The following is a 26,097-nucleotide window of genomic DNA, read 5'->3' as shown; positions in this document are numbered from 1 at the left end:
ATGGAGGCGCATTATAGGGATCCCAGTTTTTAGCACAAGTATTTTTTAGATCTTTTTTTCCAACTGATGATTTTCCGTGCTTTTCGCTGAAAACCCACCCGATCCGCTTAAAAATTGACGCATTTTGCCTTGCCTCGCTCCAGGAATACGATCAAAGTCTTCTTTAATAACGCTCATCTGTATCGAGGTAGATATGTTTGCAGTATTACGTCCTTATAAAGATCTGTTCCCCCAAAAAGGCGATCGCGTGATGATCGATGCCAGCAGCGTGGTCATTGGTGATGTTCGCATGGCCGATGATGTCAGCATCTGGCCACTTGTCGCGATCCGGGGCGATGTTAACTACGTTGCAATCGGTGCACGCACCAATATTCAGGACGGCAGCGTGTTGCATGTGACTCATAAGTCATCTTATAACCCTGAGGGCAACCCGCTCATTATTGGGGAAGATGTTACCGTCGGCCATAAAGTGATGCTCCACGGCTGCACGATCGGTAACAGGGTTCTCGTTGGGATGGGATCGATTTTGCTGGATGGCGTCATTGTAGAAGATGACGTAATGATTGGCGCAGGGAGTCTTGTTCCGCAAAACAAGCGTCTTGAAAGTGGGTATCTCTATTTAGGCAGCCCGGTTAAACAGATCCGCCCCCTAAAAGAGACGGAGATCGAAGGATTGAAATACTCAGCGAACAATTACGTTAAATGGAAAAATGACTATCTGGATCAGGATAACCAGATCCAACCCTGATCGTCTTCCTGCTGATCGCGGATCAAATCGCTGGCATCCTCTTCCAGGTCCCAGCGATTTTCGCAAAAGACCGCTAACGGATCTGCCCCCCCAAAGCGCTGAAGCAACGTTTCCCCTTTAATCGCACAGGTAAGCTGCATACCATGCACCAGCACCGGGAAACAAACCGCTTGCTTGTTTTCATCCCAGATTTCTCTGTCGGGAAAATGAATCGCCTGATTCACGCCGTCAGTTCCTGTTTGAGCTTTTCAATCACCGGTTCTACAGCGGGTAACAGGCCATGCCAGAGTAGCACCGCATGAGCCGCCTGCCCCACCAGCATTCCCAGACCATCAGCCACGTGTTTTGCCCCCTGTTGTTCGCACCAGGTCAGAAAGGGCGTTTTCCCTTTTTGATAAAACATGTCATAGGCGTAGATGTGGGAATGAATCAGGGATGCAGGAATCGCCGGGATCTCTCCATTAATACCGCTTGAGGTGGCATTAATCACAAGATCAAATTCGTGACGCGCGAGATCGTCAGGTGCTACCGCAGCTACGCTACCTGTGTGTGCGAACAACGCCGCCAGCTCTTCTGCTCTGGAGAAAGTACGGTTGGTGATTGTCACCGCACAATCCAGCGAAAGAAGAGGAAGCAATACGCCGCGCGAGGCGCCACCCGCGCCGATCAGCAGGATCCGAAAGCCTGGTTTAATAAACGACAATCGCTCCAGATCGCTGAGTAAACCAATCCCATCGGTGTTATCGCCCAGAAGGCGACCATCTTCAAGCCGCTTAAGAGTATTGACGGCGCCAGCGAGCGATGCACGTTCGGTCAGTTCATCCGCGCGCCCGAAAGCCTCTTCTTTAAAAGGCACCGTGACGTTCGCACCTTTACCACCCGCATCAAAAAAGCTATTCAGCGTCGGTATAAATGCATCAACAGGCGCAAGAACCCGACCATATGGATGATCTATATGCAATTGCTCCGCAAACAGCCGATGGATCAGAGGCGACTTGCTGTGCGCGATCGGGTTACCAAAAACAGCATAGGTTTCCATCACATTATCCCTGGCGAAAACGTTCGCCGGTCAAGGCATCGCGAATTTCTGACGGGTTAAGACGACCACCGGTTTCACCCACGGCAACAGGGAAATCATTCCCGAACTGCGCCAGAACTTCTTCGGTTGTCCGACAAGGGGGAAGCCCGGTCAGGTTGGCGCTGGTTGAAACCAGAGGTTTACCAAATGCCTGGCATAACTCCACCACCAGCGGATGGTCGGTGACACGTACCGCGAGTGAATCGAAACGCCCGGTTAACCAGCGCGGCGTTGTCGGCTGTGCAGGAAAAACAAACGTCACGGGACCAGGCCACGCAGAGAAAATGGTTTCCCGCTGTGCAGGTGTCAGCATGGAATCATCAATATAAGGCTTAAGCTGCTCGTAGTTCGCAGCGATCAAAATCAATCCTTTTTCGACAGGCCGCTGTTTTAGCGCCAGCAGACGGTTAACGGCGACTTCGCTGTCAGGATCACACCCGACCCCGAAAACGGCTTCTGTTGGATAGGCGATGACTTCTTCTTTTTTCAGGATTTCCACCGCCTGCGCGATGGAGCCTGATGGCAGGTTATTATTCACTGATTTGATCCGCCGAAACCGGCTTTCCACATTGTTTACTGGCGCAAAAGCGTTTCAAGCCTTGCGCGGTTTTCTTCTCTATAAGTAACGGATAATCGCAATGAGAGCAGACGCCCGCTACTGGTTTGAAATTGATGACGAACTGGCATTCAGGATAGCGATCGCACGAATGGAAGGTCTTGCCATAACGAGAGCGCCGCTGCACCAATTGGCCACGCTGGCACTGAGGGCAGGCAATTGCCGTTTCATCTGGCTTATCAATTTGTTCCGTATGTTCACACTCCGGGTAGCGGCTGCATCCGATAAACATCCCGAACCGCCCCTGCCGCAGCGCCAGTTCACCGCCACAGAGAGGACAAAGCTGTCCCTCCAGAATTTTGACGATATGTCCATCCGCCTGGCTTTTCAGGGGACGGACATAATCACATTCCGGATAGTGTGAACAACCGAGAAACGGACCGTGTTTCCCGGACCGAATAACAAGTTCTGCCCCGCACTGTGGGCAGGGCTCGTTTTTATGCACCGTGAAGAGTGCTGATTTGGCCATAACAACTCTTGTTGCTGCACATAGAATTAATGCAGCATACCTTCATTCACTTCAAAGAGTAATTCTTCCATTTGCTGATAGGCATTTTCACAGCCTGGAATGTTGAACAGAACCATCAGGATCACCCATTTCAGATCTTCCAGTTCAAACTCAGCAGTATCCAGCGCCATGACGCGCTCTATCACCATCTCTCTCGTTTCGAGGTTTAGCACCTGAATCTGCTCGAGGAATAAAATGAATCCCCGGCAGCTGGCATCCAGCCTTTCACACTCTTCAGCTGTATAGATGCGCACAGACAATGGGTCAGAAGCAAGCTGCATCGGTTCGGCGAGGCCGTCCTGATAATCAGCCAACTTATCCAGCCACATCAACGCATTATATATATCTTCCCGCTCAAAACCTGCGTCGGTCAGATCCCGTGTTAATTTGTCCTGATCCACCTGCATTTCTGCTTCGTTGTGGATGTAAGTCTCAAACAAATACATCAGTACGTCGAACATGGCATGCCCTCCTTAATCGGACATAGCCGCCGGGTACAGCTGCGATCCACCCTGCTAACTCCAGTTCGAGTAGCTGTGCTACCGTTACTGGCACAGGTTGGCCGGCACGTTCAGCGACAACGTCAACAGGTGTTACCTCATCTCCTACGTTAGCCAGGAGCTTGGGAAATGGCAATGCTACTGCCTCCTGATCCGATGAAATATGTCGCTTTTGGAGATCATCCTGCAACCAATGCAGTCCATACTGCAAATTTTCAAGGATATCTTCTTTGCAGGTCACCAGCGTCGCCCCCTGTTTTATCAGCCAGTGAGGGCCTTCGCAGCCGGGGTTCCCCAACGGGCCGGGCAGCGCAAAAACTTCACGCCCCTGCTCCAGTGCGCACCTTGCGGTAACCAGCGATCCACTCCGAATCGCAGCTTCGACCACCAGCACGCCCTGGCTTAACCCACTAATGATCCGGTTACGCCGTGGAAAGTTACCCGGTCTGGGCGGTGTTGAGAGTGAAAACTCAGACACTATTGTCCCCTCTGAAGCGATAAGTTGCTCAGCCAGAATGTGATGACGACGCGGATAGAGACTAAAAAGACCATTGCCAAGCACGGCGACACTTCGCCCTTTTGCAGACAACGCCGCATGATGTGCTACACCGTCGATGCCGCAAGCCAGACCACTGGTGATCGTAAAGCCACATTGGGACAGCTGTTCGCTCAGCATTTTCCCCCAACGCTCGCCATACCACGAGGGCGCACGGCTGCCCACAACCGCAAGCTGCATGCTATTAAGCACGTCAACGCGGCCTCTCACAAATAGCGCCCCGGGAAAATCAGGGATAGAACGCAACAATGGCGGGAAGCGAGGATCATCCGCCGTGAGAAGGTGGTTGTCGGCGTGTTCCAGCCATTCCAGACTACGTTCAAGCTCACTCTCGCTGAACGAAAAAAACTTTACGGCATGTTTGGGCGAAAGCCCTGACGCGTTGACAGCTTCAGCATCGACGGTTGCCTGGCGAAGCAGCCTCTGCGCAATCTCCAGCATCGCATCACCGTATAACGACCCGATGTTTATAAGCCGTAACCATACCTCTGTGGACGTCATCCTTTTCCCTGCCATAAGCAGCCTCAGCAATCTTTGCGATTGGTCACTGATGCTGTCAATCGACCGGGGATTTGTCTAGAATAGAAGTAATATTCTTATCAACTCCTGAACACGACTCTGGAAATTTATGGCAGTTTTGCAAGTGTTACATATTCCTGACGAGCGCCTTCGCATCGTCGCGGAACCGGTTAAAGAAGTGAATGCAGAAATTCAGCGTATCGTCGATGATATGTTCGATACCATGTACGCTGAAGAAGGCATTGGCCTTGCCGCGACCCAGGTAGACATTCACAAACGTATTATTGTGATCGACGTTTCTGAAAATCGTGATGAGCGCCTGGTGCTGATCAACCCTGAGCTGCTGGAAAAAAGCGGCGAAACAGGTATTGAGGAAGGCTGTCTGTCTATCCCTGAACAGCGCGCTTTGGTGCCACGTGCCGAAAAAGTTAAAATCCGCGCACTGGATCGTGACGGCAATCCGTTTGAGCTGGAAGCCGACGATCTGCTGGCGATTTGCATTCAGCATGAGATGGATCACCTGGTCGGTAAACTGTTTATCGATTACCTCTCACCTCTGAAGCAACAGCGTATTCGTCAGAAAGTTGAGAAACTGGATCGTTTGCGTTCTCGCGCTTAACGCCCCCGGATACAAGGAATAACGTGTCTACATCACTACGTATAATCTTCGCGGGTACCCCTGATTTTGCAGCGCGTCATCTCGACGCGCTGTTAACGTCTGGCCATCAGATTGTTGGCGTATTTACTCAGCCGGACCGTCCGGCTGGCCGCGGTAAAAAACTGATGCCTGGCCCGGTTAAGGTACTGGCAGAAACACATGGTTTACCGGTTTTCCAGCCTGCGTCATTACGACCTGAGGAAAACCAGAAGTTAGTGGCAGACCTGAACGCGGACGTGATGGTAGTTGTGGCTTACGGCCTCATTCTGCCGAAAGCGGTACTCGATATGCCCCGCCTGGGCTGTGTGAACGTTCATGGTTCTTTGCTCCCACGCTGGCGTGGTGCAGCTCCTATTCAGCGTGCTCTGTGGGCAGGCGATGCTGAAACTGGCGTGACAATCATGAAGATGGACGTAGGTTTAGACACGGGCGACATGCTGTATAAACTGGCGTGTCCCATCACCGCAGAAGATACCAGCGCCACGCTGTATGACAAGCTGGCGGATCTCGGCCCGCAGGGGCTGATTGAGACGCTGCAACAGCTTGCTGACAATACAGCGACACCTGAAGTGCAGGATGAGGCCCAGGTGACCTATGCTGAGAAACTGAGTAAAGAAGAAGCCCGGATCGACTGGTCCCTGTCAGCAGCTCAACTCGAACGCTGCATCCGCGCCTTTAATCCATGGCCGATGAGCTGGTTGATGATTGATGAGCAGCCAGTGAAAGTCTGGAAAGCTTCAGTTATTAACGGCAATGCATCGGCAGAGCCCGGTACGATTATCGACGCCAGCAAAAACGGTATCCAGGTTGCGACCGGAGAAGGGATACTGAATCTTGAATCGCTGCAACCGGCCGGTAAAAAGGCAATGAGCGCGCAGGATCTATTAAATTCTCGTCGTGAATGGTTCATCCCTGGCAATCGCCTTGCCTGAACAAATTTATTCTTAAGGCCCGGTGTTTCCGGGCATTTTTATTTTTACGGTTATGAAAAGACAAAATCTACGCACTATGGCGGCTCAGGCCGTTGAGCAGGTTATCGAGCAGGGCCAGTCACTGAGTAATGTCCTGCCTCCACTGCAACAAAAGGTTTCCGATAAAGACAAAGCCCTGCTTCAGGAGCTGTGCTTTGGCGTGCTGCGCACCCTCTCTCAGCTTGAGTGGTTGATTAACAAGCTGATGTCACGCCCGATGAGCGGCAAGCAGCGTACCGTGCATTATTTGATCATGGTCGGTTTCTACCAGCTTCTTCATACCCGCATTCCACCTCATGCTGCGCTGGCCGAGACAGTGGAGGGTGCCGTTGCGATTAAACGTCCTCAACTAAAAGGATTGATCAACGGCGTGCTGCGTCAGTTCCTGCGTCAGCAGGACGAACTGCTGGCAGAATTTGCGCAAAGCGAAGCGCGCTTCCTTCACCCTGAATGGCTGCTGAATCGCCTTAAAAAAGCCTACCCACAGCAATGGCAAGACATTGTGGATGCCAATAATCAACGTCCGCCGATGTGGTTACGCGTCAATCGTAACCATCATACACGCGACGCATGGCTGGCCCTGCTGGAAGAGGCCGGAATGAGCGGCTTCACACACGCTGCTTATCCTGATGCGGTTCGTTTAGCCTCCCCTGCACCGGTACATGCATTACCCGGTTTTGAAGAGGGCTGGGTAACGGTACAGGACGCATCTGCTCAGGGCTGCATGACCTGGCTTGAGCCGAAAGACGGGGAGCAGATCCTCGATCTCTGTGCGGCGCCAGGGGGGAAAACAACGCACATCCTGGAAGTGGCGCCGCAGGCCAGCGTGATGGCCGTGGATGTTGATGAGCAGCGCCTTTCACGCGTCTATGACAACCTTAAGCGTCTGGGTATGAAAGCACAGGTTAAGCAAGGCGATGGACGCAAACCCGCTGACTGGTGTGGTGATACCCGGTTCGATCGCATTTTGCTGGACGCCCCCTGCTCAGCAACCGGCGTGATTCGTCGTCATCCCGATATCAAATGGCTGCGTCGCGATCGTGATATCAAGGAGCTTGCCCAGTTGCAATCCGAAATTCTGGATGCCATCTGGCCGCATCTCAAACCCGGCGGAACCCTGGTGTATGCAACCTGCTCTGTTCTCCCGGAAGAGAACAGTCAGCAAATTGCGGCTTTCCTGAAACGCACCCCGGACGCTACGCTGCACGATACGGGAACGCCTGAGCACCCGGGTCTGCAAAACCTGCCGGGCGCAGAAGAGGGTGATGGCTTCTTTTACGCTAAGCTAATCAAAGAGTGATGTTGAGAACAGGTCACGAAAGATGAAAATTATCATTCTGGGCGCAGGGCAAGTTGGCGGAACGCTGGCGGAAAATCTCGTGGGCGAAAACAACGATATCACCATTGTGGATACCAATGGCGATCGCCTGCGCGTTTTGCAGGACAAGTTCGACCTCCGCGTTGTTCAGGGGCACGGCTCTCATCCACGTGTGCTTCGGGAAGCGGGCGCGGACGATGCCGACATGCTGGTTGCAGTAACCAGTTCTGATGAAACCAACATGGTTGCATGTCAGGTGGCCTACTCGCTTTTCAACACCCCAAACCGCATCGCCCGCATTCGCTCCCCGGACTATGTCCGGGATGCGGAAAAGCTGTTTAATTCCGAAGCAGTACCTATCGACCATCTTATTGCGCCTGAACAGCTGGTTATCGACAGTATTTATCGTCTGATTGAGTACCCGGGCGCGTTGCAGGTTGTGAACTTTGCTGAAGGGAAAGTAAGCCTGGCGGTCGTGAAGGCTTATTACGGGGGCCCGCTGATTGGTAATGCCCTGTCGACAATGCGCGAGCATATGCCACATATCGATACGCGTGTTGCGGCGATTTTCCGTCACGACAGACCTATTCGTCCGCAAGGTTCCACCATTGTAGAAGCCGGGGATGAAGTCTTCTTTATTGCGGCTTCTCAGCATATCCGTGCGGTGATGAGTGAACTACAGCGTCTCGAAAAACCGTATAAACGTATTATGCTGGTTGGCGGCGGTAATATTGGCGCAGGTCTGGCGAGACGGCTGGAAAAAGACTACAGCGTGAAGCTGATCGAACGGGATCAACAACGCGCGTCAGAGCTGGCTGAAAAACTTCAGAATACCATCGTGTTTTATGGCGATGCTTCGGATCAGGAATTGCTGGCCGAAGAGCATATCGATCAGGTTGATCTTTTTATTGCCGTCACCAACGACGACGAAGCGAATATTATGTCCGCCATGCTCGCTAAACGTATGGGGGCGAAAAAAGTTATGGTGCTTATCCAGCGTAAGGCTTATGTCGATCTGGTACAGGGTAGCGTAATTGATATTGCTATTTCACCCCAGCAAGCCACCATCTCTGCCCTGCTAAGCCATGTGCGTAAAGCGGATATTGTCGGCGTGTCATCTCTTCGTCGTGGTGTTGCTGAAGCCATTGAAGCCGTCGCTCACGGGGATGAAACGACGTCACGCGTTGTTGGTCGCGCAATCGATGAAATTAAACTTCCACCAGGCACCATTATCGGCGCAGTAGTGCGAGGTAATGATGTGATGATCGCCAATGATAATTTACGTATTGAGCAGGGTGACCACGTTATTATGTTCCTGACCGATAAAAAATTTATTACCGACGTCGAGCGTTTATTCCAGCCAAGCCCGTTCTTCCTGTAATGATTTGGGTGCTCAGACGAGGGCACCCAAATATTAACCTTCTAATTTTCATGCCTTTTATTTTTCATAACGATTATTTATCCCCAATGGCAATTAGCTAATCATTTGTTAAACTTATAGGCGTCAGCTGGCACAAGGAGAACATAATGAGTTTTATTAAAGAATTTCGCGAATTTGCGATGCGCGGGAATGTGGTGGATTTGGCTGTGGGTGTCATTATTGGTGCGGCGTTCGGTAAGATCGTTTCATCATTAGTCGCCGACATTATTATGCCGCCGTTAGGACTGTTGATTGGAGGCATTGATTTCAAACAATTCGCCTTCACCCTTCGGGAAGCTCAGGGCGATATCCCTGCGGTTGTAATGCACTACGGCGTATTCATTCAGAACGTATTTGATTTCGTGATCGTGGCATTTGCCATTTTCATGGCGATCAAACTTATCAACAGACTTAACCGTAAAAAAGAAGAACCGGCTGCTGCCCCGCCAGCACCAACTAAAGAAGAAGTCTTACTGACTGAAATTCGCGATCTGTTAAAAGAGCAGAATAACCGCGTTTAATCAGGCGAGAGAAACAGAAAGGCCAGTGGTAAAAAAGCGATTAGCTTGCTTGCCACTGGCCTCCCAGTTACCACGTTGTGCATGTTTACCTTTACGCAAATAACTCCCTTTTCCCTTCTTGTTCTTCTCAACACGCTGTCTAAAAAGCGGGTCGTGAAGCAATGCCTCAATGGCGTTATCCTTAATTTGTCCCTTAGTATGCTGATAGCGGCTCATCATTTCTCCTGAGCATAGTTAATGTCGGCGGGAGTCTAGTCCGTGGCTGATAAAAAATCAACAACCCAGAGTTTCACTACTGGCGCCCTGTTCAAGGGCTTCCAGTATTGAGCAATAAACACTGCTGTGAGCAGTACCGCAGCACGCGTCATTCAGCCTTTGTAGAGATCGTTGCATGGCCTGCAGCTCCTGAATTCGTCCTTCAACTTCATCCAGCCGGGCCTGAACGATGCTTTTAGATTCCTGACACGTATGATGTTCAGGATCGATACGGATCGACAGCAGTTCACGGATCGACTCCAGCGTGAAGCCGAGTTGCCGGGCATAGCGGATAAAACGAAGGCGTTGCAGGTCGTTATCCGTATAAAGGCGAAATCCACCTTCTGTTCTGACCTCATGATCGATCATCTGCTGCTTTTCGTAGTAGCGGATAGTATCCGGCGTTACGTTAGCAAGCTTCGCAAGTTCACCTATGCGGTACATGGCTACTCCTCGTTTATTTTTTGCATTAACCTTTCACTGTACTCACCATGCAAAAAGTCAGTATTCATTCCCGTCTGGCGCAGTTTTATTTCGATGAGCGCTAATCGACGGCTGATTTCGGAGTACCGCGGGTCATTCTTATGAATGCCTTTAAGCAGATCGGCAAGCTCGACGGCTTCATTGCGTTGCTGAAGTTCAGGGGGTAAACAACCTGCGTTTTTCAGTAAGCGATAACCGGCTCGTAATTCAGGGGGAATGTGTGAATCATCGTCCAGCACCAGTGGCTCACCGCTACCGGGGAGATTTTCAAACTCGCCTTTGTTTTGGGCATCGCTAATATGGCGTTCAGCCCACTGATCGAGCAACCACATAATGAACTCCAGGGGATGAGCAGAAAAGATACAGACATTGTAGATAAGTGGAGATTCTGCGCATATAAAAAAACCCGCCGAGGCGGGTTTTTTTACGTTACTACAGATTACTCTGCAGCAGCTTCTGCTTTCTCTGAACGATCAACCAGCTCGATGTATGCCATCGGCGCATTGTCGCCTGCACGGAAGCCACACTTCAGAATGCGAGTGTAACCACCGGCACGGCTCGCGAAACGCGGGCCCAGTTCGTTAAACAGTTTTGCCACGATCTCGTTATCACGAGTACGGGCGAATGCCAGACGACGATTAGCAACGCTGTCAGTCTTGGCAAGAGTAATCAGCGGCTCAACTACGCGACGCAGCTCTTTCGCTTTAGGCAGGGTCGTCTTGATGATTTCATGACGAACCAGTGAACCTGCCATGTTGCGGAACATAGCCTGGCGATGGCTGCTGTTGCGGTTCAGTTGACGACCACTCTTACGATGGCGCATGACCTTATCCTTCTCAGTAAAACCTTAACCTGTGATCCGGTTACTCGTCAGCAATGCTTGCCGGTGGCCAGTTTTCCAGGCGCATGCCCAGAGACAGACCACGTGAAGCCAGCACGTCTTTAATCTCGGTAAGAGATTTTTTACCCAGGTTCGGCGTTTTCAGCAACTCAACCTCGGTACGCTGTACCAGATCACCGATATAGTGGATAGCTTCTGCCTTGAGGCAGTTAGCAGAGCGGACAGTCAATTCCAGATCGTCAACAGGGCGCAGCAGGATCGGATCGAATTCTGGTTTCTCTTCTTTCACTTCCGGCTGACGTACATCACGTAAGTCAACGAAAGCTTCCAGTTGTTCTGCCAGGATGGTTGCCGCACGACGAATCGCCTCTTCAGGATCGATTGTGCCATTGGTTTCCATTTCGATGACCAGCTTGTCCAGGTCGGTACGCTGTTCTACACGCGCTGCTTCAACATTGTAGGCAATACGCTCTACAGGGCTGTAGCATGCGTCGACCAGCAGACGGCCGATTGGGCGCTCATCTTCTTCCGAATGAATTCGGGCAGAAGCCGGCACATAACCACGACCGCGCTGAACTTTGATACGCATGCTAATAGCTGCGTTCTCATCGGTCAGGTGGCAGATCACGTGCTGCGGCTTGACGATTTCAACATCACCGTCGTGGGTGATGTCGGCTGCAGTCACAGGGCCAATGCCAGATTTATTCAGAGTAAGAATAACTTCATCTTTACCCTGAACTCTCACCGCCAGCCCTTTCAGGTTGAGCAGGATTTCAAGGATATCTTCCTGAACGCCTTCTTTGGTGCTGTACTCATGAAGTACACCATCAATCTCAACCTCGGTCACCGCGCAACCCGGCATCGATGAGAGCAGAATACGGCGCAGTGCGTTACCCAGAGTATGGCCAAAGCCACGCTCTAAAGGCTCAAGGGTCACCTTGGCGTGCGTCGAACTCACTTGCTCGATATCTACCAGGCGCGGTTTTAGAAACTCTGTCACAGAACCCTGCATTGTGTCCTCTCTTTGGTACTAAGCTTTACTTGGAGTAAAGCTCGACGATCAGGTGTTCGTTAATGTCCGCAGACAGATCAGAACGCTCAGGCTGACGCTTGAACGTACCTTCCATCTTGCCAGCATCAACTTCCAGCCAGGTTGGCTTTTCACGCTGCTCAGCCAGCTCCAGAGCGGCTTTCACGCGAGATTGCTTTTTCGCTTTCTCACGAATGCTAACAACGTCATTCGCTTTAACCTGATAAGAAGCGATGTTAACAACACGACCGTTTACCATGATTGCTTTATGGCTAACCAACTGGCGTGATTCAGCACGAGTCGCGCCGAAGCCCATACGGTATACAACGTTGTCCAGACGACCTTCCAGCAGAGCCAGCAGGTTTTCACCTGTGTTGCCTTTCAGACGTGCTGCTTCTTTATAGTAGTTACGGAACTGACGCTCCAGCACACCGTAGATACGGCGAACTTTTTGCTTTTCACGCAACTGCACACCATAGTCAGACAGACGCGGTTTACGCGCACCGTGCTGGCCAGGAGCTTGTTCAATTTTACACTTGGTATCGATCGCGCGAACGCCAGACTTAAGGAATAAGTCGGTGCCCTCACGACGGCTCAGCTTGAGCTTAGGACCCAAATATCTTGCCATTTTCTATCTCCAACTAACCTAAAAAACGAGCGTTATACGCGACGTTTTTTCGGCGGACGACAACCGTTATGAGGGATCGGAGTCACATCAGTAATATTCGTGATGCGGAAACCAGCGGCGTTCAGAGCGCGAACAGTAGATTCACGACCCGGACCCGGACCTTTAACCATAACTTCCAGATTCTTGATGCCGTATTCTTTTACGGCTTCAGCGCAACGCTCTGCTGCAACCTGAGCTGCGAACGGAGTGGATTTGCGAGAACCACGGAAACCGGAACCACCGGCTGTTGCCCAACCCAATGCGTTACCCTGACGATCAGTAATAGTAACGATGGTGTTGTTGAAAGAAGCATGGATATGAGCCACGCCGTCAGAGACTTGTTTTCTTACACGTTTACGTGCACGAACTGGTGCCTTTGCCATTATTCAATCACCCCGATTATTTCTTGATCGGTTTGCGCGGACCCTTACGGGTACGTGCGTTGGTCTTAGTACGCTGACCGCGCACTGGCAGACCACGACGATGACGCAAACCGCGATAGCAACCAAGATCCATCAGGCGCTTGATGCTCATGCTGATTTCACGGCGCAGATCACCTTCAACGACAAATTTGGCAACTTCGTCACGCAGCGTGTCGATTTGTTCTTCAGACAGCTCACTGATCTTAACATCTTCAGCGATACCCGCTGCAGCCAGAATGGCTTTGGAACGGGTCTTGCCGACGCCGTAGATCGAAGTTAATGCGATCACAGCATGTTTCTGATCAGGAATGTTAATGCCTGCTATACGGGCCACTATGCACTCCTACTATTTAATATGTACGCACCATGCTGAAAAGCCCGTTTTCAGGATACTCAAATGGAAACGTACAGACATACAAAAGATTGGCTGGCTAATCTAGCCAGCTCAACCCAACTTTGCAAGAAAAATATGCGAAATAATCAGCCTTGGCGCTGTTTATGCTTCGGCTCGGCACTGCAAATCACACGGATGACACCATCACGCTTAACGATTTTGCAGTTACGGCATAATTTCTTGACGGAAGCACGAACTTTCATTTTTACTCTCCGTAACTTCTCAGACGACCATTTAGCGGCCGTAGCCTTTCAGGTTCGCCTTCTTCAATGCAGACTCATACTGACTGGACATCATCAGAGTTTGCACTTGAGCCATAAAGTCCATAATCACGACAACAACGATAAGCAGTGAGGTCCCACCGAAGTAGAACGGTACTTTCATTGCATCACGCATGAACTCCGGGATCAGGCAGATAAAAGTAATATAAAGCGCACCAACCAAAGTCAGGCGAGTCATTACTTTATCGATATACTTCGCCGTTTGCTCTCCCGGACGAATTCCTGGTACAAATGCACCGGACTTCTTCAGGTTATCTGCTGTTTCACGCGGGTTGAAGACCAACGCCGTGTAGAAGAAACAGAAGAAGATGATCGCAGACGCATAGAGTAACACATAAAGTGGTTGCCCAGGCTGCAAATACAGCGAAATTGTTGTCAGCCAGTTCCAACCAGTACCGCCCCCGAACCATGACGCGATGGTTGCCGGGAACAGAATAATACTGGAAGCGAAGATAGCCGGGATAACCCCCGCCATATTCACTTTCAGCGGTAAATGTGTGCTCTGTGCAGCATAGACACGACGACCCTGCTGACGTTTAGCGTAGTTCACCACAATGCGGCGTTGACCACGTTCAACGAAGACAACAAAGAACGTCACTGCAAATACTAATACTGCAACCAACAGCAACAGGAGGAAGTGCAGGTCGCCTTGACGCGCTTGCTCGATAGTATGGGCGATGGCCGGCGGGAGACCCGCAACGATACCGGCGAAGATAATGATTGAGATACCGTTACCGATACCTCGTTCAGTAATCTGTTCGCCGAGCCACATCAGGAACATGGTCCCTGTGACCAGACTTACAACAGCGGTGAAATAGAATGCAAAGCCTGGGTTTAATACCAGGCCCTGCATACCAGGCATATTCGGAAGACCGGTAGCAATACCGATCGACTGGAATATTGCCAGCACCAGAGTGCCGTAACGGGTGTACTGGCTAATCTTACGACGTCCAGACTCCCCTTCTTTCTTCAACTCTGCCAGGGCCGGATGAACGACCGTCAGCAGCTGGATAATAATCGATGCCGAAATGTACGGCATAATACCCAGTGCGAAAATAGAAGCACGGCTGAGAGCACCACCAGAGAACATGTTGAACATTTCAATGATGGTGCCTCGCTGTTGCTCAAGCAGTTTGGCAAGTACAGCGGCATCAATACCAGGGATCGGAATAAAAGAGCCAATACGGAACACAATCAGCGCGCCGATTACAAACAGCAGTCTGCGTTTCAGCTCGCCAAATCCACCTTTGGCACTTTGAAAATCTAATCCCGGTTGCTTAGCCATCTGCTACTTATTCCTCAATTTTACCGCCAGCAGCTTCGATAGCAGCACGAGCACCTTTAGTAACACGCAGGCCACGAACAGTTACCGGAGTAGAAACTTCACCAGACAGGATCACTTTCGCGAACTCGATCTGGATGCCGATAATGTTAGCCGCTTTCAGCGTATTCAGGTCTACAACGCCGCCTTCAACTTTCGCCAGGTCAGACAGACGGATTTCCGCTGTAATCGCTGCTTTGCGAGAGGTGAAGCCGAACTTCGGCAGACGACGGTACAGTGGCATCTGGCCACCCTCGAAACCGCGACGTACGCCACCGCCAGAACGAGAGTTCTGACCTTTGTGACCACGACCACCGGTTTTGCCGAGGCCAGAACCGATACCACGACCCAGGCGTTTACCCGCCTTTTTAGAGCCTTCGGCCGGAGACAGAGTATTTAAACGCATCTCTTACTCCTCAACTTTAACCATGAAGTAAACCGCGTTGACCATACCACGAACAGCAGGAGTATCCTCGCGCTCAACGGTATGACCAATACGACGCAGACCCAGGCCAAGCAGCGTTGCCTTGTGTTTCGGCAGACGACCGATTGCACTGCGGGTTTGAGTGATTTTAATAGTCTTTGCCATGGTCAATTACCCCAGAATTTCTTCAACGGATTTACCACGCTTGGCAGCGACCATTTCTGGAGAATTCATATTTTCCAGGCCATCAATAGTTGCACGAACCACGTTGATCGGGTTGGTGGAACCATATGCTTTAGCCAGAACGTTATGAACTCCAGCAACTTCCAGAACGGCGCGCATTGCACCACCGGCGATGATACCGGTACCTTCGGAAGCTGGCTGCATGAATACACGAGAACCCGTGTGAACACCTTTAACTGGGTGTTGCAGGGTACCGTTGTTCAGCGCGACGTTAATCATATTGCGACGGGCTTTTTCCATCGCTTTCTGGATCGCTGCTGGAACTTCACGCGCTTTACCGTAACCAAAACCAACGCGACCGTTACCATCACCCACTACAGTCAGAGCTGTGAAGGAGAAAATACGACCACCTTTAACGGTTTTAGATACGCGGTTTACCGCGATCAGCTTTTCCTGCAGTTCGCCAGCCTGTTTTTCGATGTGAGCCATCTTACACCTCTACCTTAGAACTGAAGGCCAGCTTCACGGGCAGCATCTGCCAGTGCCTGGACACGACCATGATATTGGAACCCGGAACGGTCAAAGGAAACATTGCTGATGCCTTTTTCCAGAGCGCGTTCTGCAACAGCTTTACCTACAGCTGCAGCGGCGTCTTTGTTACCGGTATACTTCAATTGTTCTGAGATAGCTTTTTCTACAGTAGAAGCAGCTACCAGAACTTCAGAACCGTTCGGTGCAATTACCTGTGCGTAAATATGACGCGGGGTACGATGTACCACCAGGCGAGTTGCACCCAGCTCTTTGAGCTTGCGGCGTGCGCGGGTCGCACGACGGATACGAGCAGATTTCTTATCCATAGTGTTACCTTACTTCTTCTTAGCCTCTTTGGTACGCACGACTTCGTCGGCGTAACGAACACCCTTGCCTTTATAAGGCTCAGGACGACGGTAGGCGCGCAGATCTGCTGCAACCTGACCGATCAGCTGTTTATCAGCGCCTTTCAGCACGATTTCAGTCTGAGTCGGGCATTCTGCAGTGATTCCGGCCGGCAGCGGATGCTCAACAGGGTGTGAGAAGCCCAGAGACAGGCCTACTGCATTCCCTTTGATAGCTGCACGATAACCTACACCAACCAGCTGAAGCTTTTTAGTGAAGCCTTCGGTAACACCAACAACCATTGAGTTCAGCAGGGCACGCGCGGTACCAGCCTGAGCCCATCCATCCACGAAACCATCACGTGGACCGAAGGTCAGAGCGTTATCTGCATGTTTAACTTCAACAGCTTTGTTGAGGGTACGAGTCAGCTCGCCGTTTTTACCTTTGATCGTAATAACCTGACCGTCGATTTTGACATCAACGCCGGCAGGAATAACGACCGGTGCTTTAGCAACACGAGACATTCTTTCCTCCGATTAGGCTACGTAGCAGATAATTTCGCCACCAAGACCAGCCTGGCGCGCTGCACGATCAGTCATAACACCTTTAGAGGTAGAAACAACTGCGATACCAAGACCAGCCATTACTTTTGGCAGCTCATCTTTTTTCTTATAGATGCGCAGGCCTGGGCGGCTGACACGCTGAATGCTTTCTACAACAGCTTTACCCTGGAAATACTTGAGAGTAAGTTCCAGTTCCGGCTTGGTGTCGCCTTCAACTTTAAAATCTTCGATAAAACCTTCTTCCTTCAGCACGTTGGCAATTGCCACTTTCAGCTTGGCGGAAGGCATGGTGACCGCAACTTTGTTCGCGGCCTGACCGTTACGGATACGGGTCAGCATATCCGCGATCGGATCTTGCATGCTCATCTGTCTTTACTCCCGTGATTCAATTGGTAATTACCAGCTAGCCTTTTTCAAGCCTGGTACTTCACCGCGCATGGCGGCTTCACGCAGTTTGATACGGCTCAACCCAAACTTGCCCACATAACCATGTGGACGACCTGTTTGACGACAGCGGTTACGCTGACGAGACGGGCTGGAATCACGCGGCAGAGACTGCAGCTTGAGAACCGCATTCCAACGATCTTCGTCGGAAGCGTTCACATCAGAAATGATCGCTTTCAGTTCAGCGCGTTTAGCGAAGAATTTATCAGCTAAAGCTACGCGCTTTACTTCGCGTGCTTTCATTGATTGCTTAGCCATTCAGTAACCCTACCTTACTTGCGGAACGGGAAGTCAAAGGCAGCCAGCAGAGCACGGCCTTCTTCATCAGATTTCGCAGTAGTGGTAATGGTAATATCCAAACCACGCACGCGGTCGACTTTATCGTAGTCGATTTCTGGGAAGATGATCTGCTCACGGACACCCATGCTGTAGTTACCACGACCGTCGAAAGACTTAGCGGACAAGCCACGGAAGTCACGGATACGTGGAACAGCAATAGTGATCAGGCGCTCAAGGAACTCCCACATGCGTTCGCCACGCAGAGTTACTTTACAGCCGATCGGATAGCCCTGACGGATTTTGAAGCCTGCAACAGATTTGCGTGCTTTGGTGATCAGCGGTTTTTGACCGGAGATTGCTGTCAGGTCAGCTGCTGCGTTATCCAGCAGTTTCTTGTCAGCGATCGCTTCACCAACACCCATGTTCAGGGTGATCTTCTCGACCCGAGGGACTTGCATGACAGAATTGTAGCTAAACTCAGTCATGAGTTTGTTAACTACTTCGTCTTTGTAGTAATCATGCAGTTTCGCCATCGTACTACTCCAAATTACTTGATAGTTTCGCTGTTAGACTTGAAGAAACGGACTTTTTTGCCGTCTTCGAATCTAAAGCCTACACGGTCAGCCTTACCGGTAGCCGCATTGAAGATTGCAACGTTAGAAACCTGAATAGCAGCTTCTTTTTCAACGATGCCGCCTGGTTGGTTCAGGGCCGGAACCGGCTTCTGATGTTTCTTAACCAGGTTGATACCTTCAACGACGAGTTTGCCGGAAGACAGAACATTTTTTACTTTACCGCGTTTACCTTTATCTTTACCGGTTAACACGATAACTTCGTCATCACGACGGATTTTCGCTGCCATGATTCGCTCCTTAGAGTACTTCTGGTGCCAGAGAGATAATTTTCATGAACTTCTCAGTACGAAGTTCACGAGTTACCGGCCCAAAGATACGCGTGCCGATAGGCTGCTCGCTGTTATTGTTTAAAATAACGCATGCATTACCATCGAAGCGAATGACAGAACCGTCAGGGCGACGAACACCCTTCTTGGTGCGCACCACTACCGCCTTCAGCACATCACCTTTTTTGACCTTACCACGTGGAATTGCTTCCTTGATGGTGATCTTGATGATGTCGCCTACGCCTGCGTAGCGACGGTGCGAGCCACCCAGAACCTTGATACACATTACGCGACGTGCACCGGAGTTGTCGGCGACGTTCAGCATAGTCTGTTCTTGGATCATTTTAGTGCTCCGCTAATGTCAACTACTACCTGAGACTCTAAAATCAGAGCCGTTAAAAAGCCCCATATCGAGGGCGCGGCATTATAACACCGCTTCTGCAATATGGGTAGAAAAAATAAACGGCTCATTGCTGAGCCGTTTATTCGTATTGAGAATGCGTACTCTATTACAGAACCGCTTTCTCTACAACGCGAACCAGCGTCCAGGACTTAGTCTTGGACAGTGGACGGCATTCACGGATTTCAACCTTGTCGCCGATACCACATTCGTTGTTCTCGTCATGTACGTGCAGTTTGGTCGTACGCTTGATGAATTTACCGTAGATCGGGTGTTTCACAAAACGTTCGATAGCTACAACAATGGATTTCTCCATTTTATCGCTAACAACACGACCTTGCAGAGTACGGATTTTATCGGTCATTACGCACCCGCCTTCTGAGTCAGTAAAGTCTTAACGCGCGCAACATTGCGACGCACTTGCTTCAGCAGGTGAGTCTGTTGCAGCTGGCCACTTGCAGCCTGCATACGCAGGTTGAACTGCTCACGCAGCAGGTTCAGCAGCTCAGCGTTCAGCTCTTCAACGCTTTTTTCACGCAGCTCTTTTGCTTTCATTACATCACCGTCTTAGTTACAAAGGTGGTTTTGATAGGCAGTTTCGCTGCTGCCAGGCCGAAGGCTTCACGGGCCAGCTCTTCCGGAACACCGTCCATTTCATAAAGGACTTTGCCCGGTTGGATCAAGGCAACCCAGTACTCCACGTTACCTTTACCTTTACCCATACGAACTTCCAGTGGCTTCTCGGTGATCGGTTTGTCCGGGAATACACGGATCCAGATCTTACCTTGACGCTTAACTGCACGGGTCATTGCACGACGTGCTGCTTCGATCTGACGTGCAGTCAGACGACCACGGCCAACAGCTTTCAGACCGAAAGTGCCGAAGCTAACATCCGTACCCTGCGCCAGACCACGGTTGCGGCCTTTGTGCACTTTACGGAATTTTGTACGCTTTGGTTGTAACATCAGCGACGCTCCTTATTTACGGCCTTTACGCTGCTGCTTTTTAGGTTGAGCAGCCGGTTTTTCCGGTTGTTCAACAGCAGCCATACCACCCAGGATCTCACCTTTGAAGATCCATACCTTAACGCCGATTACACCGTAAGTGGTGTGCGCTTCAGAGGTGTTGTAGTCGATGTCAGCACGCAGAGTGTGCAGCGGTACGCGACCTTCGCGGTACCATTCGGTACGTGCGATTTCCGCGCCGCCCAGACGGCCGCTAACTTCAACTTTGATACCCTTAGCGCCCAGACGCATTGCGTTCTGTACAGCACGCTTCATAGCACGACGGAACATAACACGACGTTCCAGCTGAGAAGTGATGCTGTCAGCAACCAATTTAGCGTCCAGTTCAGGCTTACGAACTTCAGCGATATTGATCTGTGCAGGAACGCCAGCGATATCCGCTACGACCTTGCGCAGTTTTTCTACGTCTTCGCCTTTCTTACCGATAACGATACCAGGGCGAGCAGTGTGAATAGTCACACGGATGCTCTTAGCTGGACGCTCGATAACGATACGAGATACAGACGCTTTAGCCAGTTCCTTAGTCAGGTACTGACGTACTTTAAAATCGCTGTCCAGGTTGTCAGCGAATTCTTTGGTGTTCGCAAACCAGGTAGAGTTCCATGGTTTTACAATACCCAGGCGAATACCATTAGGATGTACTTTCTGACCCATTGCTAGTCTCCAGAGTCTCAGCGATCGGACACAACCACAGTAATGTGGCTGGTGCGCTTCAGGATGCGATCTGCACGACCTTTCGCACGCGGCATAATGCGCTTCATGCTTGGGCCTTCATCTACGAAAATTTTCGCGACTTTCAGATCGTCGATGTCAGCGCCATCGTTGTGTTCAGCGTTAGCAATGGCAGATTCCAGTACTTTCTTGACCAATACCGCAGCTTTCTTGTTGGTATAGGTCAGGATGTCCAGGGCCTGCGACACTTTCTTACCGCGAATCAGGTCAGCAACAAGGCGAACCTTCTGTGCAGAAGAACGAGCATGGCGATGTTGAGCTAAAGTTTCCATCTCTTCCTCCTACCTTATTTCTTCTTCGCTTTTTTATCAGCAGCGTGGCCGCGATAAGTACGAGTCGGTGCGAATTCACCCAGTTTGTGACCAACCATTTCGTCGGTAACAAAGACTGGAACGTGCTGACGACCATTATGGACAGCGATGGTCAAACCGATCATGTTAGGAAAGATCGTTGAACGACGGGACCAAGTGCGCAGGGGCTTCTTGTCTCCGCTTTCCACCGCTTTCTCTACCTTCTTCAGCAAGTGCAGGTCAATAAAAGGACCTTTCTTGAGAGAACGTGGCATGGCTTATCCTCTAAAATTATTTGCTACGGCGACGTACGATAAATTTATCAGTACGCTTGTTGCTGCGGGTCTTCTTACCTTTGGTCTGAACGCCCCACGGAGTTACCGGGTGCTTACCAAAGTTACGACCTTCACCACCACCATGTGGGTGATCGACTGGGTTCATCGCAGTACCGCGAACGGTAGGACGAACACCACGCCAGCGTGCAGCACCAGCTTTACCCAGAACGCGCAGCATATGCTCAGCATTGCCAACTTCGCCCAGAGTAGCGCGGCAGTCTGCTTCGACTTTACGCATTTCACCAGAACGCAGACGCAGGGTGACATAAGCACCGTCACGCGCAACGATCTGAACGTAAGTACCCGCGGAACGCGCCAGCTGACCGCCTTTACCTGGTTTCATTTCTACGTTATGAACGGTAGAACCAACCGGGATATTGCGCATCGGCAGGGTGTTGCCTGCTTTGATTGCAGCATCAACGCCAGACTGAATCTGGTCGCCAGCTTTCAGGCCTTTAGGGGCCAGGATGTAACGGCGTTCGCCATCTTTGTACAGAACCAGCGCGATGTTCGCGGAACGGTTCGGATCGTACTCAAGACGCTCAACAACTGCTGGGATACCGTCTTTGTTGCGTTTGAAGTCAACAATACGATAAGCCTGCTTGTGGCCACCACCGATGTGACGAGTGGTGATACGGCCATTGTTGTTACGACCACCGGATTTGCTGTTTTTTTCCAGCAACGGAGCAAAAGGTTTGCCCTTGTGCAGCTCAGGGTTAACCACTTTAACTACGTGGCGACGACCCGGAGATGTCGGTTTACATTTAACAACTGCCATTGTATTACTCCTCCGACTTACTCAGCGCCGCCAACGAAGTCCAGGTTCTGGCCTTCTTTCAGGGTGACGTAAGCTTTTTTCCAGTCGCTACGACGACCGATACGCTGTCCGTGACGTTTAACTTTCCCTTTAACTACCAGGGTGTTAACGACTTCGACTTCGACTTCAAACAGTTTCTGCACAGCAGCTTTGATCTCTGCTTTGGTCGCGTCTTTAGCAACTTTGAGAACGATGGTGTTTGTTTTTTCCATCGCAGTAGACGCTTTTTCAGAAACGTGCGGTGCGCGCAGCACCTTCAGCAGACGTTCTTCACGAATCATGCCAGCATCTCCTCAACTTGCTTAACAGCATCAGCAGTCATTACGACTTTGTCGAAGGCGATCAGGCTAACCGGGTCGATACCAGTCGCGTCGCGTACGTCAACCTTGTGCAGGTTACGCGCGGCCAGGAACAGGTTCTCGTCCAGCTCACCGGTGATGATCAGCACATCTTCCAGAGCCATGTCTTTCAGTTTCTGTGCCAGCAGCTTAGTTTTAGGCGCTTCAACAGAGAACTTCTCGACAACGATCAGACGATCCTGACGTACCAGTTCGGACAGGATGCTTTTCAGCGCGCCGCGGTACATCTTTTTGTTAACTTTTTGACTGTGGTCCTGTGGACGCGCAGCGAAGGTCACGCCACCTGAACGCCAGATCGGGCTCTTGATAGAACCTGAACGCGCACGGCCGGTACCTTTCTGGCGCCATGGCTTTTTGCCTGAACCAGTTACTTCAGCACGAGTCTTCTGAGCACGAGTACCCTGACGAGCACCAGCTGCATAAGCAACAACAACCTGGTGAACCAGCGCTTCGTTGAAATCACGACCGAAGGTAGTTTCGGAAACAGTCAGCGCGCTCTGCGCGTCTTTCAATACTAATTCCATTGCTATCCCCTTACGCCTTCACAGCTGGTTTAACGATCAGGTCGCTACCGGTTGCACCCGGGACCGCACCTTTAACCAGCAGCAGGTTGCGCTCAGCGTCAACACGTACTACGTCCAGGCTCTGAACGGTTACACGTTCGTTGCCCAGCTGACCTGCCATTTTCTTGCCTTTGAACACTTTGCCCGGAGTCTGGTTCTGACCGATAGAACCCGGAACGCGGTGAGACAAGGAGTTACCGTGAGTAGCGTCCTGGGTACGGAAGTTCCAGCGCTTAACGGTACCAGCAAAACCTTTACCTTTAGAGGTACCGGTTACGTCAACTTTTTTAACGTCAGCAAACAGCTCAACGCTAATGTCCTGACCTACGGTGAACTCTTCGCCTTCAGCAAGACGGAATTCCCACAGACCACGGCCAGCTTCTACGCCAGCTTTAGCGAAGTGACCCGCTTCTGGTTTGGTTACACGGTTAGCTTTTTTAGCACCAGTGGTCACCTGAACAGCGCGGTAGCCATCGTTAGCCAGATCTTTAACCTGGGTAACGCGGTTTGCTTCAACTTCGATTACGGTTACTGGGATTGAAACGCCATCTTCAGTGAAGATGCGGGTCATGCCCACTTTTTTACCGACTAAACCAATCATTGTATCAACCTCTCAATCGCTCGATGACCTGATTAACCCAGGCTGATCTGCACGTCTACACCGGCAGCCAGATCCAGACGCATCAGAGCATCAACGGTTTTCTCAGTTGGCTCAACGATGTCAACCAGACGCTTGTGAGTGCGGATCTCGTACTGATCACGCGCATCTTTGTTAACGTGCGGAGAGATCAGAACGGTAAAGCGCTCTTTGCGGGTCGGCAGCGGGATCGGACCACGGACTTGCGCACCAGTGCGCTTAGCAGTCTCGACGATTTCCGCGGTTGATTGATCGATCAGACGATGATCAAACGCTTTAAGGCGGATACGGATTCTTTGGTTCTGCATGAGACCAGAGCTCCAATTATTTTATAAACGAAAATGATTACTCCTCAAACCCATTACGATTGATGGGAGAGTGTAACCGTTCTTACGTAGCTCCCCAATTGGGAGCATTGTTGAGTAACAAAGTGAGCTACTCTGGTTCAGATTGAACCCGCCGTCAATTACGACAAGCCCGCGCATTATACGTAAATCAGCGAAAGACGCAAGTGCCGTTTAGAAATTAAGCGCCAAAGTCGTACTCTGCGTAAGGCCTCGCAATTTTTTATGCAAAGTATCCCTTCTCAACTCTTTGTCTGAAGCCGCTGCGCAATTGGTGTTTTTACACATTGCCGGGCATGCAGATTATTACGAGTATGCGCTCAAACCATTTTGAGGCTCTCGCTATGCTAATGTCCCTCCCCTTTCTGCTGATCTATTTTGCGTTATCGGCCTTGCTTGTACGCACCGATATTCGCACGGGGCTGCTTCCCGATAAATTCCTTTGCCCGCTGCTATGGACGGGCCTGCTCTACCAGCTTTGTCTTCATCCTGATTTTTTGCCGAGCGCGGTAGTGGGTGCGACGGCAGGATACGCCGGATTCGCCGTTATCTATTGGGGATATCGACTCATCTGCCGACGTGAAGGGATGGGGTATGGCGACATAAAATATCTTGCGGCGCTGGGAGCATGGCATGGCTGGTGTGTACTGCCAGTACTGGCATTAGTGGCCGCGTTAATGGCTCTGCTGTATCTGGTTGGTTTCTCGTTGTTCAACCCTGATAAGCAGGCATTAAAAAACCCACTGCCTTTTGGGCCATTTCTGGCGGCAGCGGGTTTATGCGTTGGCTGGGAAAGCCTGATTAACTTTCCACTTTGATCTGAGACTGAAGGTAGTTCTGTAGGCCAATTTTGCTAATGAGATCCAGTTCGGTCTCAAGCCAGTCGATGTGCCCTTCTTCATCGGCCAGGATCTGGATCATCATATCCCGGCTGACGTAGTCATGTACGCTGTCCGCATAGGCAATGGCTTCACGCAGGTCTTTTGCACCCTCCAGCTCTAGCCGGAGATCAGAACGCAGCATCTCTTCAACATCTTCTCCGATGCCCAGTTTTCCGAGATCCTGTAGGTTAGGAATGCCTTCGAGGAATAAAATACGCTCAATATATTTATCGGCGTGTTTCATTTCATCAATGGACTCATGGTATTCAACATCGTTGAGGCGAGTCAGTCCCCAGTTTTTGAACATTCTTGCATGGAGAAAATACTGATTGATTGCGACAAGCTCATTTCCCAATAATTTATTGAGATAACTTATGATTTTAACATCACCTTTCATTATATAGTCCCTCCGCTTCCACTCATTGAAGCGTAGATCGGGCTACGGGGATGTCAAAAAAAAGATGGAGGCTTACGCGATCTCTTTGAATTCCGGGATCTGCATCAGTTCGTCCTGCATGATCTCACGCGCTGCGCGAACGCATTTACCGCATTGATTTCCCACCGGAACAAACTTACGAAGCTGCTGGAAAGATTGTGGTTGAAACTGGCGAACGGCCTGACGAATTTTTTTGTCGCTTACACCATTACATAAACAAACGTACATAAAGACTCCCGTTCAAAATATGCGCAAAGTGTAAGTGAGAATGGTTATGATTACAATAGCACGGGCGTCGGAATACGTGGCGGGAGAAAGCAAAAAATGCGAATTTTTATGACAATGCCCAACGGCAGAAAACAAAAAAGGACGCCGAAGCGTCCTTTTTATTTCAGGGATAATTAATTAGCCCAGAACTTTAGCAACAACGCCCGCGCCAACGGTACGGCCGCCTTCACGGATTGCGAAACGCAGACCGTCATCCATCGCGATTGGGTGGAT

47 protein-coding genes are annotated in these 26,097 nt (G+C 50.7%); 7 read left to right on the top strand and 40 right to left on the bottom strand.

All coding sequences use genetic code 11. The features are described 5' to 3' along the window. The first annotated feature begins 193 nt into the window (after positions 1–193). Entirely contained in the window at positions 194–748 is a 555-nt protein-coding gene (locus INF86_RS22025) for a gamma carbonic anhydrase family protein (RefSeq protein ID WP_023298752.1), read from the top strand. Here INF86_RS22025 and INF86_RS22020 read toward each other — a convergent pair. Genes INF86_RS22020 through dprA form a run of 6 tightly spaced genes read right to left on the bottom strand, consistent with a single transcriptional unit; the run spans position 724 to position 4,507 of the window. Continuing rightward, the gene (locus INF86_RS22020) at positions 724–972 is read right to left on the bottom strand and encodes a DUF1488 domain-containing protein (RefSeq protein WP_022649578.1); all 249 of its coding nucleotides are present in this window, start codon (positions 970–972) and stop codon (positions 724–726) included. The genes INF86_RS22025 and INF86_RS22020 overlap by 25 nt on opposite strands. Further along, entirely contained in the window at positions 969–1,787 is an 819-nt protein-coding gene (gene aroE / locus INF86_RS22015; RefSeq protein ID WP_023307090.1) for a shikimate dehydrogenase, read from the bottom strand. Before aroE ends, INF86_RS22020 begins: the two co-directional genes overlap by 4 nt. A gap of 4 nt (positions 1,788–1,791) precedes the next feature. After that, positions 1,792–2,364: an L-threonylcarbamoyladenylate synthase type 1 TsaC gene (gene tsaC, locus INF86_RS22010; protein ID WP_022649580.1), complete on the bottom strand. Its 573-nt coding sequence runs from the start codon at positions 2,362–2,364 to the stop codon at positions 1,792–1,794. Next, complete coding sequence (locus tag INF86_RS22005; protein WP_023298754.1) at positions 2,357–2,911, bottom strand: type I DNA topoisomerase; 555 nt, start codon at positions 2,909–2,911, stop codon at positions 2,357–2,359. The genes tsaC and INF86_RS22005 overlap by 8 nt, the downstream gene beginning before the upstream one ends. 26 nt (positions 2,912–2,937) lie before the next feature. Beyond that, the gene (smg, locus tag INF86_RS22000; RefSeq protein ID WP_000460665.1) at positions 2,938–3,411 is read right to left on the bottom strand and encodes a DUF494 family protein Smg; all 474 of its coding nucleotides are present in this window, start codon (positions 3,409–3,411) and stop codon (positions 2,938–2,940) included. After that, positions 3,383–4,507 (bottom strand): DNA-protecting protein DprA, encoded by a 1,125-nt coding sequence (dprA, locus tag INF86_RS21995; protein WP_045309191.1) that lies wholly within the window; start codon positions 4,505–4,507, stop codon positions 3,383–3,385. Before dprA ends, smg begins: the two co-directional genes overlap by 29 nt. Positions 4,508–4,634: 127 nt before the next feature. On the opposite strand from dprA, the gene def reads away from it, so the two are divergent. The 5 genes from def to mscL all read left to right on the top strand — a co-directional run bounded on the left by def (position 4,635) and on the right by mscL (position 9,413). Next, on the top strand, positions 4,635–5,144 hold the full coding sequence (gene def / locus INF86_RS21990) for a peptide deformylase (protein WP_006812188.1): 510 nt from the start codon (positions 4,635–4,637) through the stop codon (positions 5,142–5,144). 23 nt (positions 5,145–5,167) lie between these two features. Beyond that, on the top strand, positions 5,168–6,115 hold the full coding sequence (fmt, locus tag INF86_RS21985) for a methionyl-tRNA formyltransferase (protein WP_023298756.1): 948 nt from the start codon (positions 5,168–5,170) through the stop codon (positions 6,113–6,115). A 52-nt stretch (positions 6,116–6,167) separates the two neighbouring features. Next, entirely contained in the window at positions 6,168–7,454 is a 1,287-nt protein-coding gene (gene rsmB / locus INF86_RS21980) for a 16S rRNA (cytosine(967)-C(5))-methyltransferase RsmB (protein WP_193543925.1), read from the top strand. A 22-nt stretch (positions 7,455–7,476) separates the two neighbouring features. Beyond that, positions 7,477–8,853, top strand: a complete 1,377-nt coding sequence (gene trkA / locus INF86_RS21975) for a Trk system potassium transporter TrkA (RefSeq protein WP_003863337.1) — start codon at positions 7,477–7,479, stop codon at positions 8,851–8,853. A gap of 146 nt (positions 8,854–8,999) precedes the next feature. Then, positions 9,000–9,413 (top strand): large-conductance mechanosensitive channel protein MscL, encoded by a 414-nt coding sequence (gene mscL / locus INF86_RS21970; RefSeq protein ID WP_003863335.1) that lies wholly within the window; start codon positions 9,000–9,002, stop codon positions 9,411–9,413. Here the strand turns inward: mscL and INF86_RS21965 are convergent, their stop codons facing one another. The 31 genes from INF86_RS21965 to rpsJ all read right to left on the bottom strand — a co-directional run bounded on the left by INF86_RS21965 (position 9,414) and on the right by rpsJ (position 24,243). Continuing rightward, complete coding sequence (locus INF86_RS21965) at positions 9,414–9,629, bottom strand: alternative ribosome-rescue factor A (protein WP_022649585.1); 216 nt, start codon at positions 9,627–9,629, stop codon at positions 9,414–9,416. A gap of 57 nt (positions 9,630–9,686) precedes the next feature. Then, positions 9,687–10,112: a Zn(2+)-responsive transcriptional regulator gene (gene zntR, locus INF86_RS21960; RefSeq protein ID WP_193543924.1), complete on the bottom strand. Its 426-nt coding sequence runs from the start codon at positions 10,110–10,112 to the stop codon at positions 9,687–9,689. Between the two features lie 2 nt (positions 10,113–10,114). Beyond that, entirely contained in the window at positions 10,115–10,483 is a 369-nt protein-coding gene (locus INF86_RS21955; RefSeq protein ID WP_022649586.1) for a DUF1992 domain-containing protein, read from the bottom strand. Between the two features lie 107 nt (positions 10,484–10,590). After that, positions 10,591–10,974, bottom strand: a complete 384-nt coding sequence (rplQ, locus tag INF86_RS21950; protein WP_001216368.1) for a 50S ribosomal protein L17 — start codon at positions 10,972–10,974, stop codon at positions 10,591–10,593. 40 nt (positions 10,975–11,014) lie between these two features. Further along, the gene (rpoA, locus tag INF86_RS21945) at positions 11,015–12,004 is read right to left on the bottom strand and encodes a DNA-directed RNA polymerase subunit alpha (RefSeq protein WP_002919219.1); all 990 of its coding nucleotides are present in this window, start codon (positions 12,002–12,004) and stop codon (positions 11,015–11,017) included. Positions 12,005–12,029: 25 nt separating this feature from the next. Continuing rightward, entirely contained in the window at positions 12,030–12,650 is a 621-nt protein-coding gene (rpsD, locus tag INF86_RS21940; RefSeq protein ID WP_003863314.1) for a 30S ribosomal protein S4, read from the bottom strand. 32 nt (positions 12,651–12,682) lie between these two features. Next, entirely contained in the window at positions 12,683–13,072 is a 390-nt protein-coding gene (gene rpsK, locus INF86_RS21935; protein ID WP_003863312.1) for a 30S ribosomal protein S11, read from the bottom strand. A 16-nt stretch (positions 13,073–13,088) separates the two neighbouring features. Then, a complete protein-coding gene (gene rpsM / locus INF86_RS21930) occupies positions 13,089–13,445 on the bottom strand; it encodes a 30S ribosomal protein S13 (protein WP_003863308.1) in 357 nt (118 codons plus the stop codon). A gap of 146 nt (positions 13,446–13,591) precedes the next feature. Then, positions 13,592–13,708: a 50S ribosomal protein L36 gene (rpmJ, locus tag INF86_RS21925; RefSeq protein ID WP_000868187.1), complete on the bottom strand. Its 117-nt coding sequence runs from the start codon at positions 13,706–13,708 to the stop codon at positions 13,592–13,594. Positions 13,709–13,739: 31 nt separating this feature from the next. Continuing rightward, complete coding sequence (secY, locus tag INF86_RS21920) at positions 13,740–15,071, bottom strand: preprotein translocase subunit SecY (protein ID WP_003863305.1); 1,332 nt, start codon at positions 15,069–15,071, stop codon at positions 13,740–13,742. A gap of 7 nt (positions 15,072–15,078) precedes the next feature. Beyond that, positions 15,079–15,513, bottom strand: coding sequence for a 50S ribosomal protein L15 (gene rplO, locus INF86_RS21915; RefSeq protein ID WP_014885468.1), 435 nt, complete (start codon positions 15,511–15,513; stop codon positions 15,079–15,081). A 3-nt stretch (positions 15,514–15,516) separates the two neighbouring features. Then, complete coding sequence (rpmD, locus tag INF86_RS21910) at positions 15,517–15,696, bottom strand: 50S ribosomal protein L30 (protein WP_003863301.1); 180 nt, start codon at positions 15,694–15,696, stop codon at positions 15,517–15,519. A 6-nt stretch (positions 15,697–15,702) separates the two neighbouring features. Beyond that, positions 15,703–16,203 carry a 30S ribosomal protein S5 gene (rpsE, locus tag INF86_RS21905; protein ID WP_003863299.1) on the bottom strand — a complete coding sequence of 167 codons (501 nt, stop codon included), beginning with the start codon at positions 16,201–16,203 and terminating at the stop codon, positions 15,703–15,705. 14 nt (positions 16,204–16,217) lie between these two features. Then, the gene (rplR, locus tag INF86_RS21900; RefSeq protein WP_003863297.1) at positions 16,218–16,571 is read right to left on the bottom strand and encodes a 50S ribosomal protein L18; all 354 of its coding nucleotides are present in this window, start codon (positions 16,569–16,571) and stop codon (positions 16,218–16,220) included. A 9-nt stretch (positions 16,572–16,580) separates the two neighbouring features. Next, entirely contained in the window at positions 16,581–17,114 is a 534-nt protein-coding gene (gene rplF, locus INF86_RS21895; protein ID WP_003863296.1) for a 50S ribosomal protein L6, read from the bottom strand. A gap of 12 nt (positions 17,115–17,126) precedes the next feature. Continuing rightward, a complete protein-coding gene (rpsH, locus tag INF86_RS21890) occupies positions 17,127–17,519 on the bottom strand; it encodes a 30S ribosomal protein S8 (protein WP_006178918.1) in 393 nt (130 codons plus the stop codon). 30 nt (positions 17,520–17,549) lie between these two features. Next, positions 17,550–17,855: a 30S ribosomal protein S14 gene (gene rpsN / locus INF86_RS21885; protein ID WP_003863291.1), complete on the bottom strand. Its 306-nt coding sequence runs from the start codon at positions 17,853–17,855 to the stop codon at positions 17,550–17,552. Positions 17,856–17,869: 14 nt separating this feature from the next. Further along, the gene (rplE, locus tag INF86_RS21880) at positions 17,870–18,409 is read right to left on the bottom strand and encodes a 50S ribosomal protein L5 (RefSeq protein WP_022649589.1); all 540 of its coding nucleotides are present in this window, start codon (positions 18,407–18,409) and stop codon (positions 17,870–17,872) included. Between the two features lie 14 nt (positions 18,410–18,423). Further along, positions 18,424–18,738, bottom strand: coding sequence for a 50S ribosomal protein L24 (gene rplX, locus INF86_RS21875; protein ID WP_003863287.1), 315 nt, complete (start codon positions 18,736–18,738; stop codon positions 18,424–18,426). A gap of 10 nt (positions 18,739–18,748) precedes the next feature. Then, on the bottom strand, positions 18,749–19,120 hold the full coding sequence (gene rplN, locus INF86_RS21870; protein WP_002919748.1) for a 50S ribosomal protein L14: 372 nt from the start codon (positions 19,118–19,120) through the stop codon (positions 18,749–18,751). A gap of 166 nt (positions 19,121–19,286) precedes the next feature. After that, positions 19,287–19,541, bottom strand: coding sequence for a 30S ribosomal protein S17 (rpsQ, locus tag INF86_RS21865; protein WP_002438707.1), 255 nt, complete (start codon positions 19,539–19,541; stop codon positions 19,287–19,289). Then, positions 19,541–19,732 carry a 50S ribosomal protein L29 gene (gene rpmC / locus INF86_RS21860; protein WP_003863282.1) on the bottom strand — a complete coding sequence of 64 codons (192 nt, stop codon included), beginning with the start codon at positions 19,730–19,732 and terminating at the stop codon, positions 19,541–19,543. The genes rpsQ and rpmC overlap by 1 nt, the downstream gene beginning before the upstream one ends. Further along, positions 19,732–20,142: a 50S ribosomal protein L16 gene (gene rplP, locus INF86_RS21855; RefSeq protein ID WP_002919759.1), complete on the bottom strand. Its 411-nt coding sequence runs from the start codon at positions 20,140–20,142 to the stop codon at positions 19,732–19,734. Before rplP ends, rpmC begins: the two co-directional genes overlap by 1 nt. Before the next feature lie 12 nt (positions 20,143–20,154). Next, positions 20,155–20,856 carry a 30S ribosomal protein S3 gene (gene rpsC / locus INF86_RS21850; protein WP_000529945.1) on the bottom strand — a complete coding sequence of 234 codons (702 nt, stop codon included), beginning with the start codon at positions 20,854–20,856 and terminating at the stop codon, positions 20,155–20,157. Between the two features lie 17 nt (positions 20,857–20,873). Continuing rightward, complete coding sequence (rplV, locus tag INF86_RS21845; protein WP_002919773.1) at positions 20,874–21,206, bottom strand: 50S ribosomal protein L22; 333 nt, start codon at positions 21,204–21,206, stop codon at positions 20,874–20,876. 14 nt (positions 21,207–21,220) lie between these two features. Continuing rightward, positions 21,221–21,499, bottom strand: a complete 279-nt coding sequence (gene rpsS, locus INF86_RS21840; protein WP_001138117.1) for a 30S ribosomal protein S19 — start codon at positions 21,497–21,499, stop codon at positions 21,221–21,223. Between the two features lie 16 nt (positions 21,500–21,515). Then, complete coding sequence (gene rplB, locus INF86_RS21835; protein WP_000301859.1) at positions 21,516–22,337, bottom strand: 50S ribosomal protein L2; 822 nt, start codon at positions 22,335–22,337, stop codon at positions 21,516–21,518. A 17-nt stretch (positions 22,338–22,354) separates the two neighbouring features. Beyond that, positions 22,355–22,657: a 50S ribosomal protein L23 gene (gene rplW, locus INF86_RS21830; RefSeq protein WP_000617546.1), complete on the bottom strand. Its 303-nt coding sequence runs from the start codon at positions 22,655–22,657 to the stop codon at positions 22,355–22,357. Then, positions 22,654–23,259, bottom strand: a complete 606-nt coding sequence (gene rplD / locus INF86_RS21825) for a 50S ribosomal protein L4 (protein ID WP_000424395.1) — start codon at positions 23,257–23,259, stop codon at positions 22,654–22,656. Before rplD ends, rplW begins: the two co-directional genes overlap by 4 nt. Before the next feature lie 10 nt (positions 23,260–23,269). Beyond that, on the bottom strand, positions 23,270–23,899 hold the full coding sequence (rplC, locus tag INF86_RS21820) for a 50S ribosomal protein L3 (RefSeq protein ID WP_006178923.1): 630 nt from the start codon (positions 23,897–23,899) through the stop codon (positions 23,270–23,272). Between the two features lie 32 nt (positions 23,900–23,931). Then, positions 23,932–24,243 (bottom strand): 30S ribosomal protein S10, encoded by a 312-nt coding sequence (gene rpsJ, locus INF86_RS21815; RefSeq protein WP_001181005.1) that lies wholly within the window; start codon positions 24,241–24,243, stop codon positions 23,932–23,934. A gap of 380 nt (positions 24,244–24,623) precedes the next feature. Between rpsJ and INF86_RS21810 the strand changes: the two genes are divergently transcribed. Further along, entirely contained in the window at positions 24,624–25,097 is a 474-nt protein-coding gene (locus tag INF86_RS21810; RefSeq protein WP_048966381.1) for an A24 family peptidase, read from the top strand. Here INF86_RS21810 and bfr read toward each other — a convergent pair. The 3 genes from bfr to INF86_RS21795 all read right to left on the bottom strand — a co-directional run. Then, positions 25,081–25,557, bottom strand: coding sequence for a bacterioferritin (bfr, locus tag INF86_RS21805; RefSeq protein ID WP_003863270.1), 477 nt, complete (start codon positions 25,555–25,557; stop codon positions 25,081–25,083). The two genes, INF86_RS21810 and bfr, sit on opposite strands and share 17 nt — an antisense overlap. Before the next feature lie 72 nt (positions 25,558–25,629). Next, positions 25,630–25,824, bottom strand: coding sequence for a bacterioferritin-associated ferredoxin (gene bfd / locus INF86_RS21800; RefSeq protein WP_003863268.1), 195 nt, complete (start codon positions 25,822–25,824; stop codon positions 25,630–25,632). 177 nt (positions 25,825–26,001) lie between these two features. After that, positions 26,002–26,097: elongation factor Tu (locus INF86_RS21795; protein ID WP_072082015.1), on the bottom strand; the 96-nt coding region annotated here is incomplete at its 5' end.

The sequence above is a fragment of the Enterobacter cloacae complex sp. I1M genome (assembly GCF_014982425.1).
In the GTDB taxonomy this organism is placed as follows: Bacteria; Pseudomonadota; Gammaproteobacteria; order Enterobacterales; family Enterobacteriaceae; genus Enterobacter; species Enterobacter intestinihominis.
The sequence above is the reverse complement of the archived record's forward strand: the minus strand, read 5'-3'. Positions and strand labels throughout refer to the sequence as shown.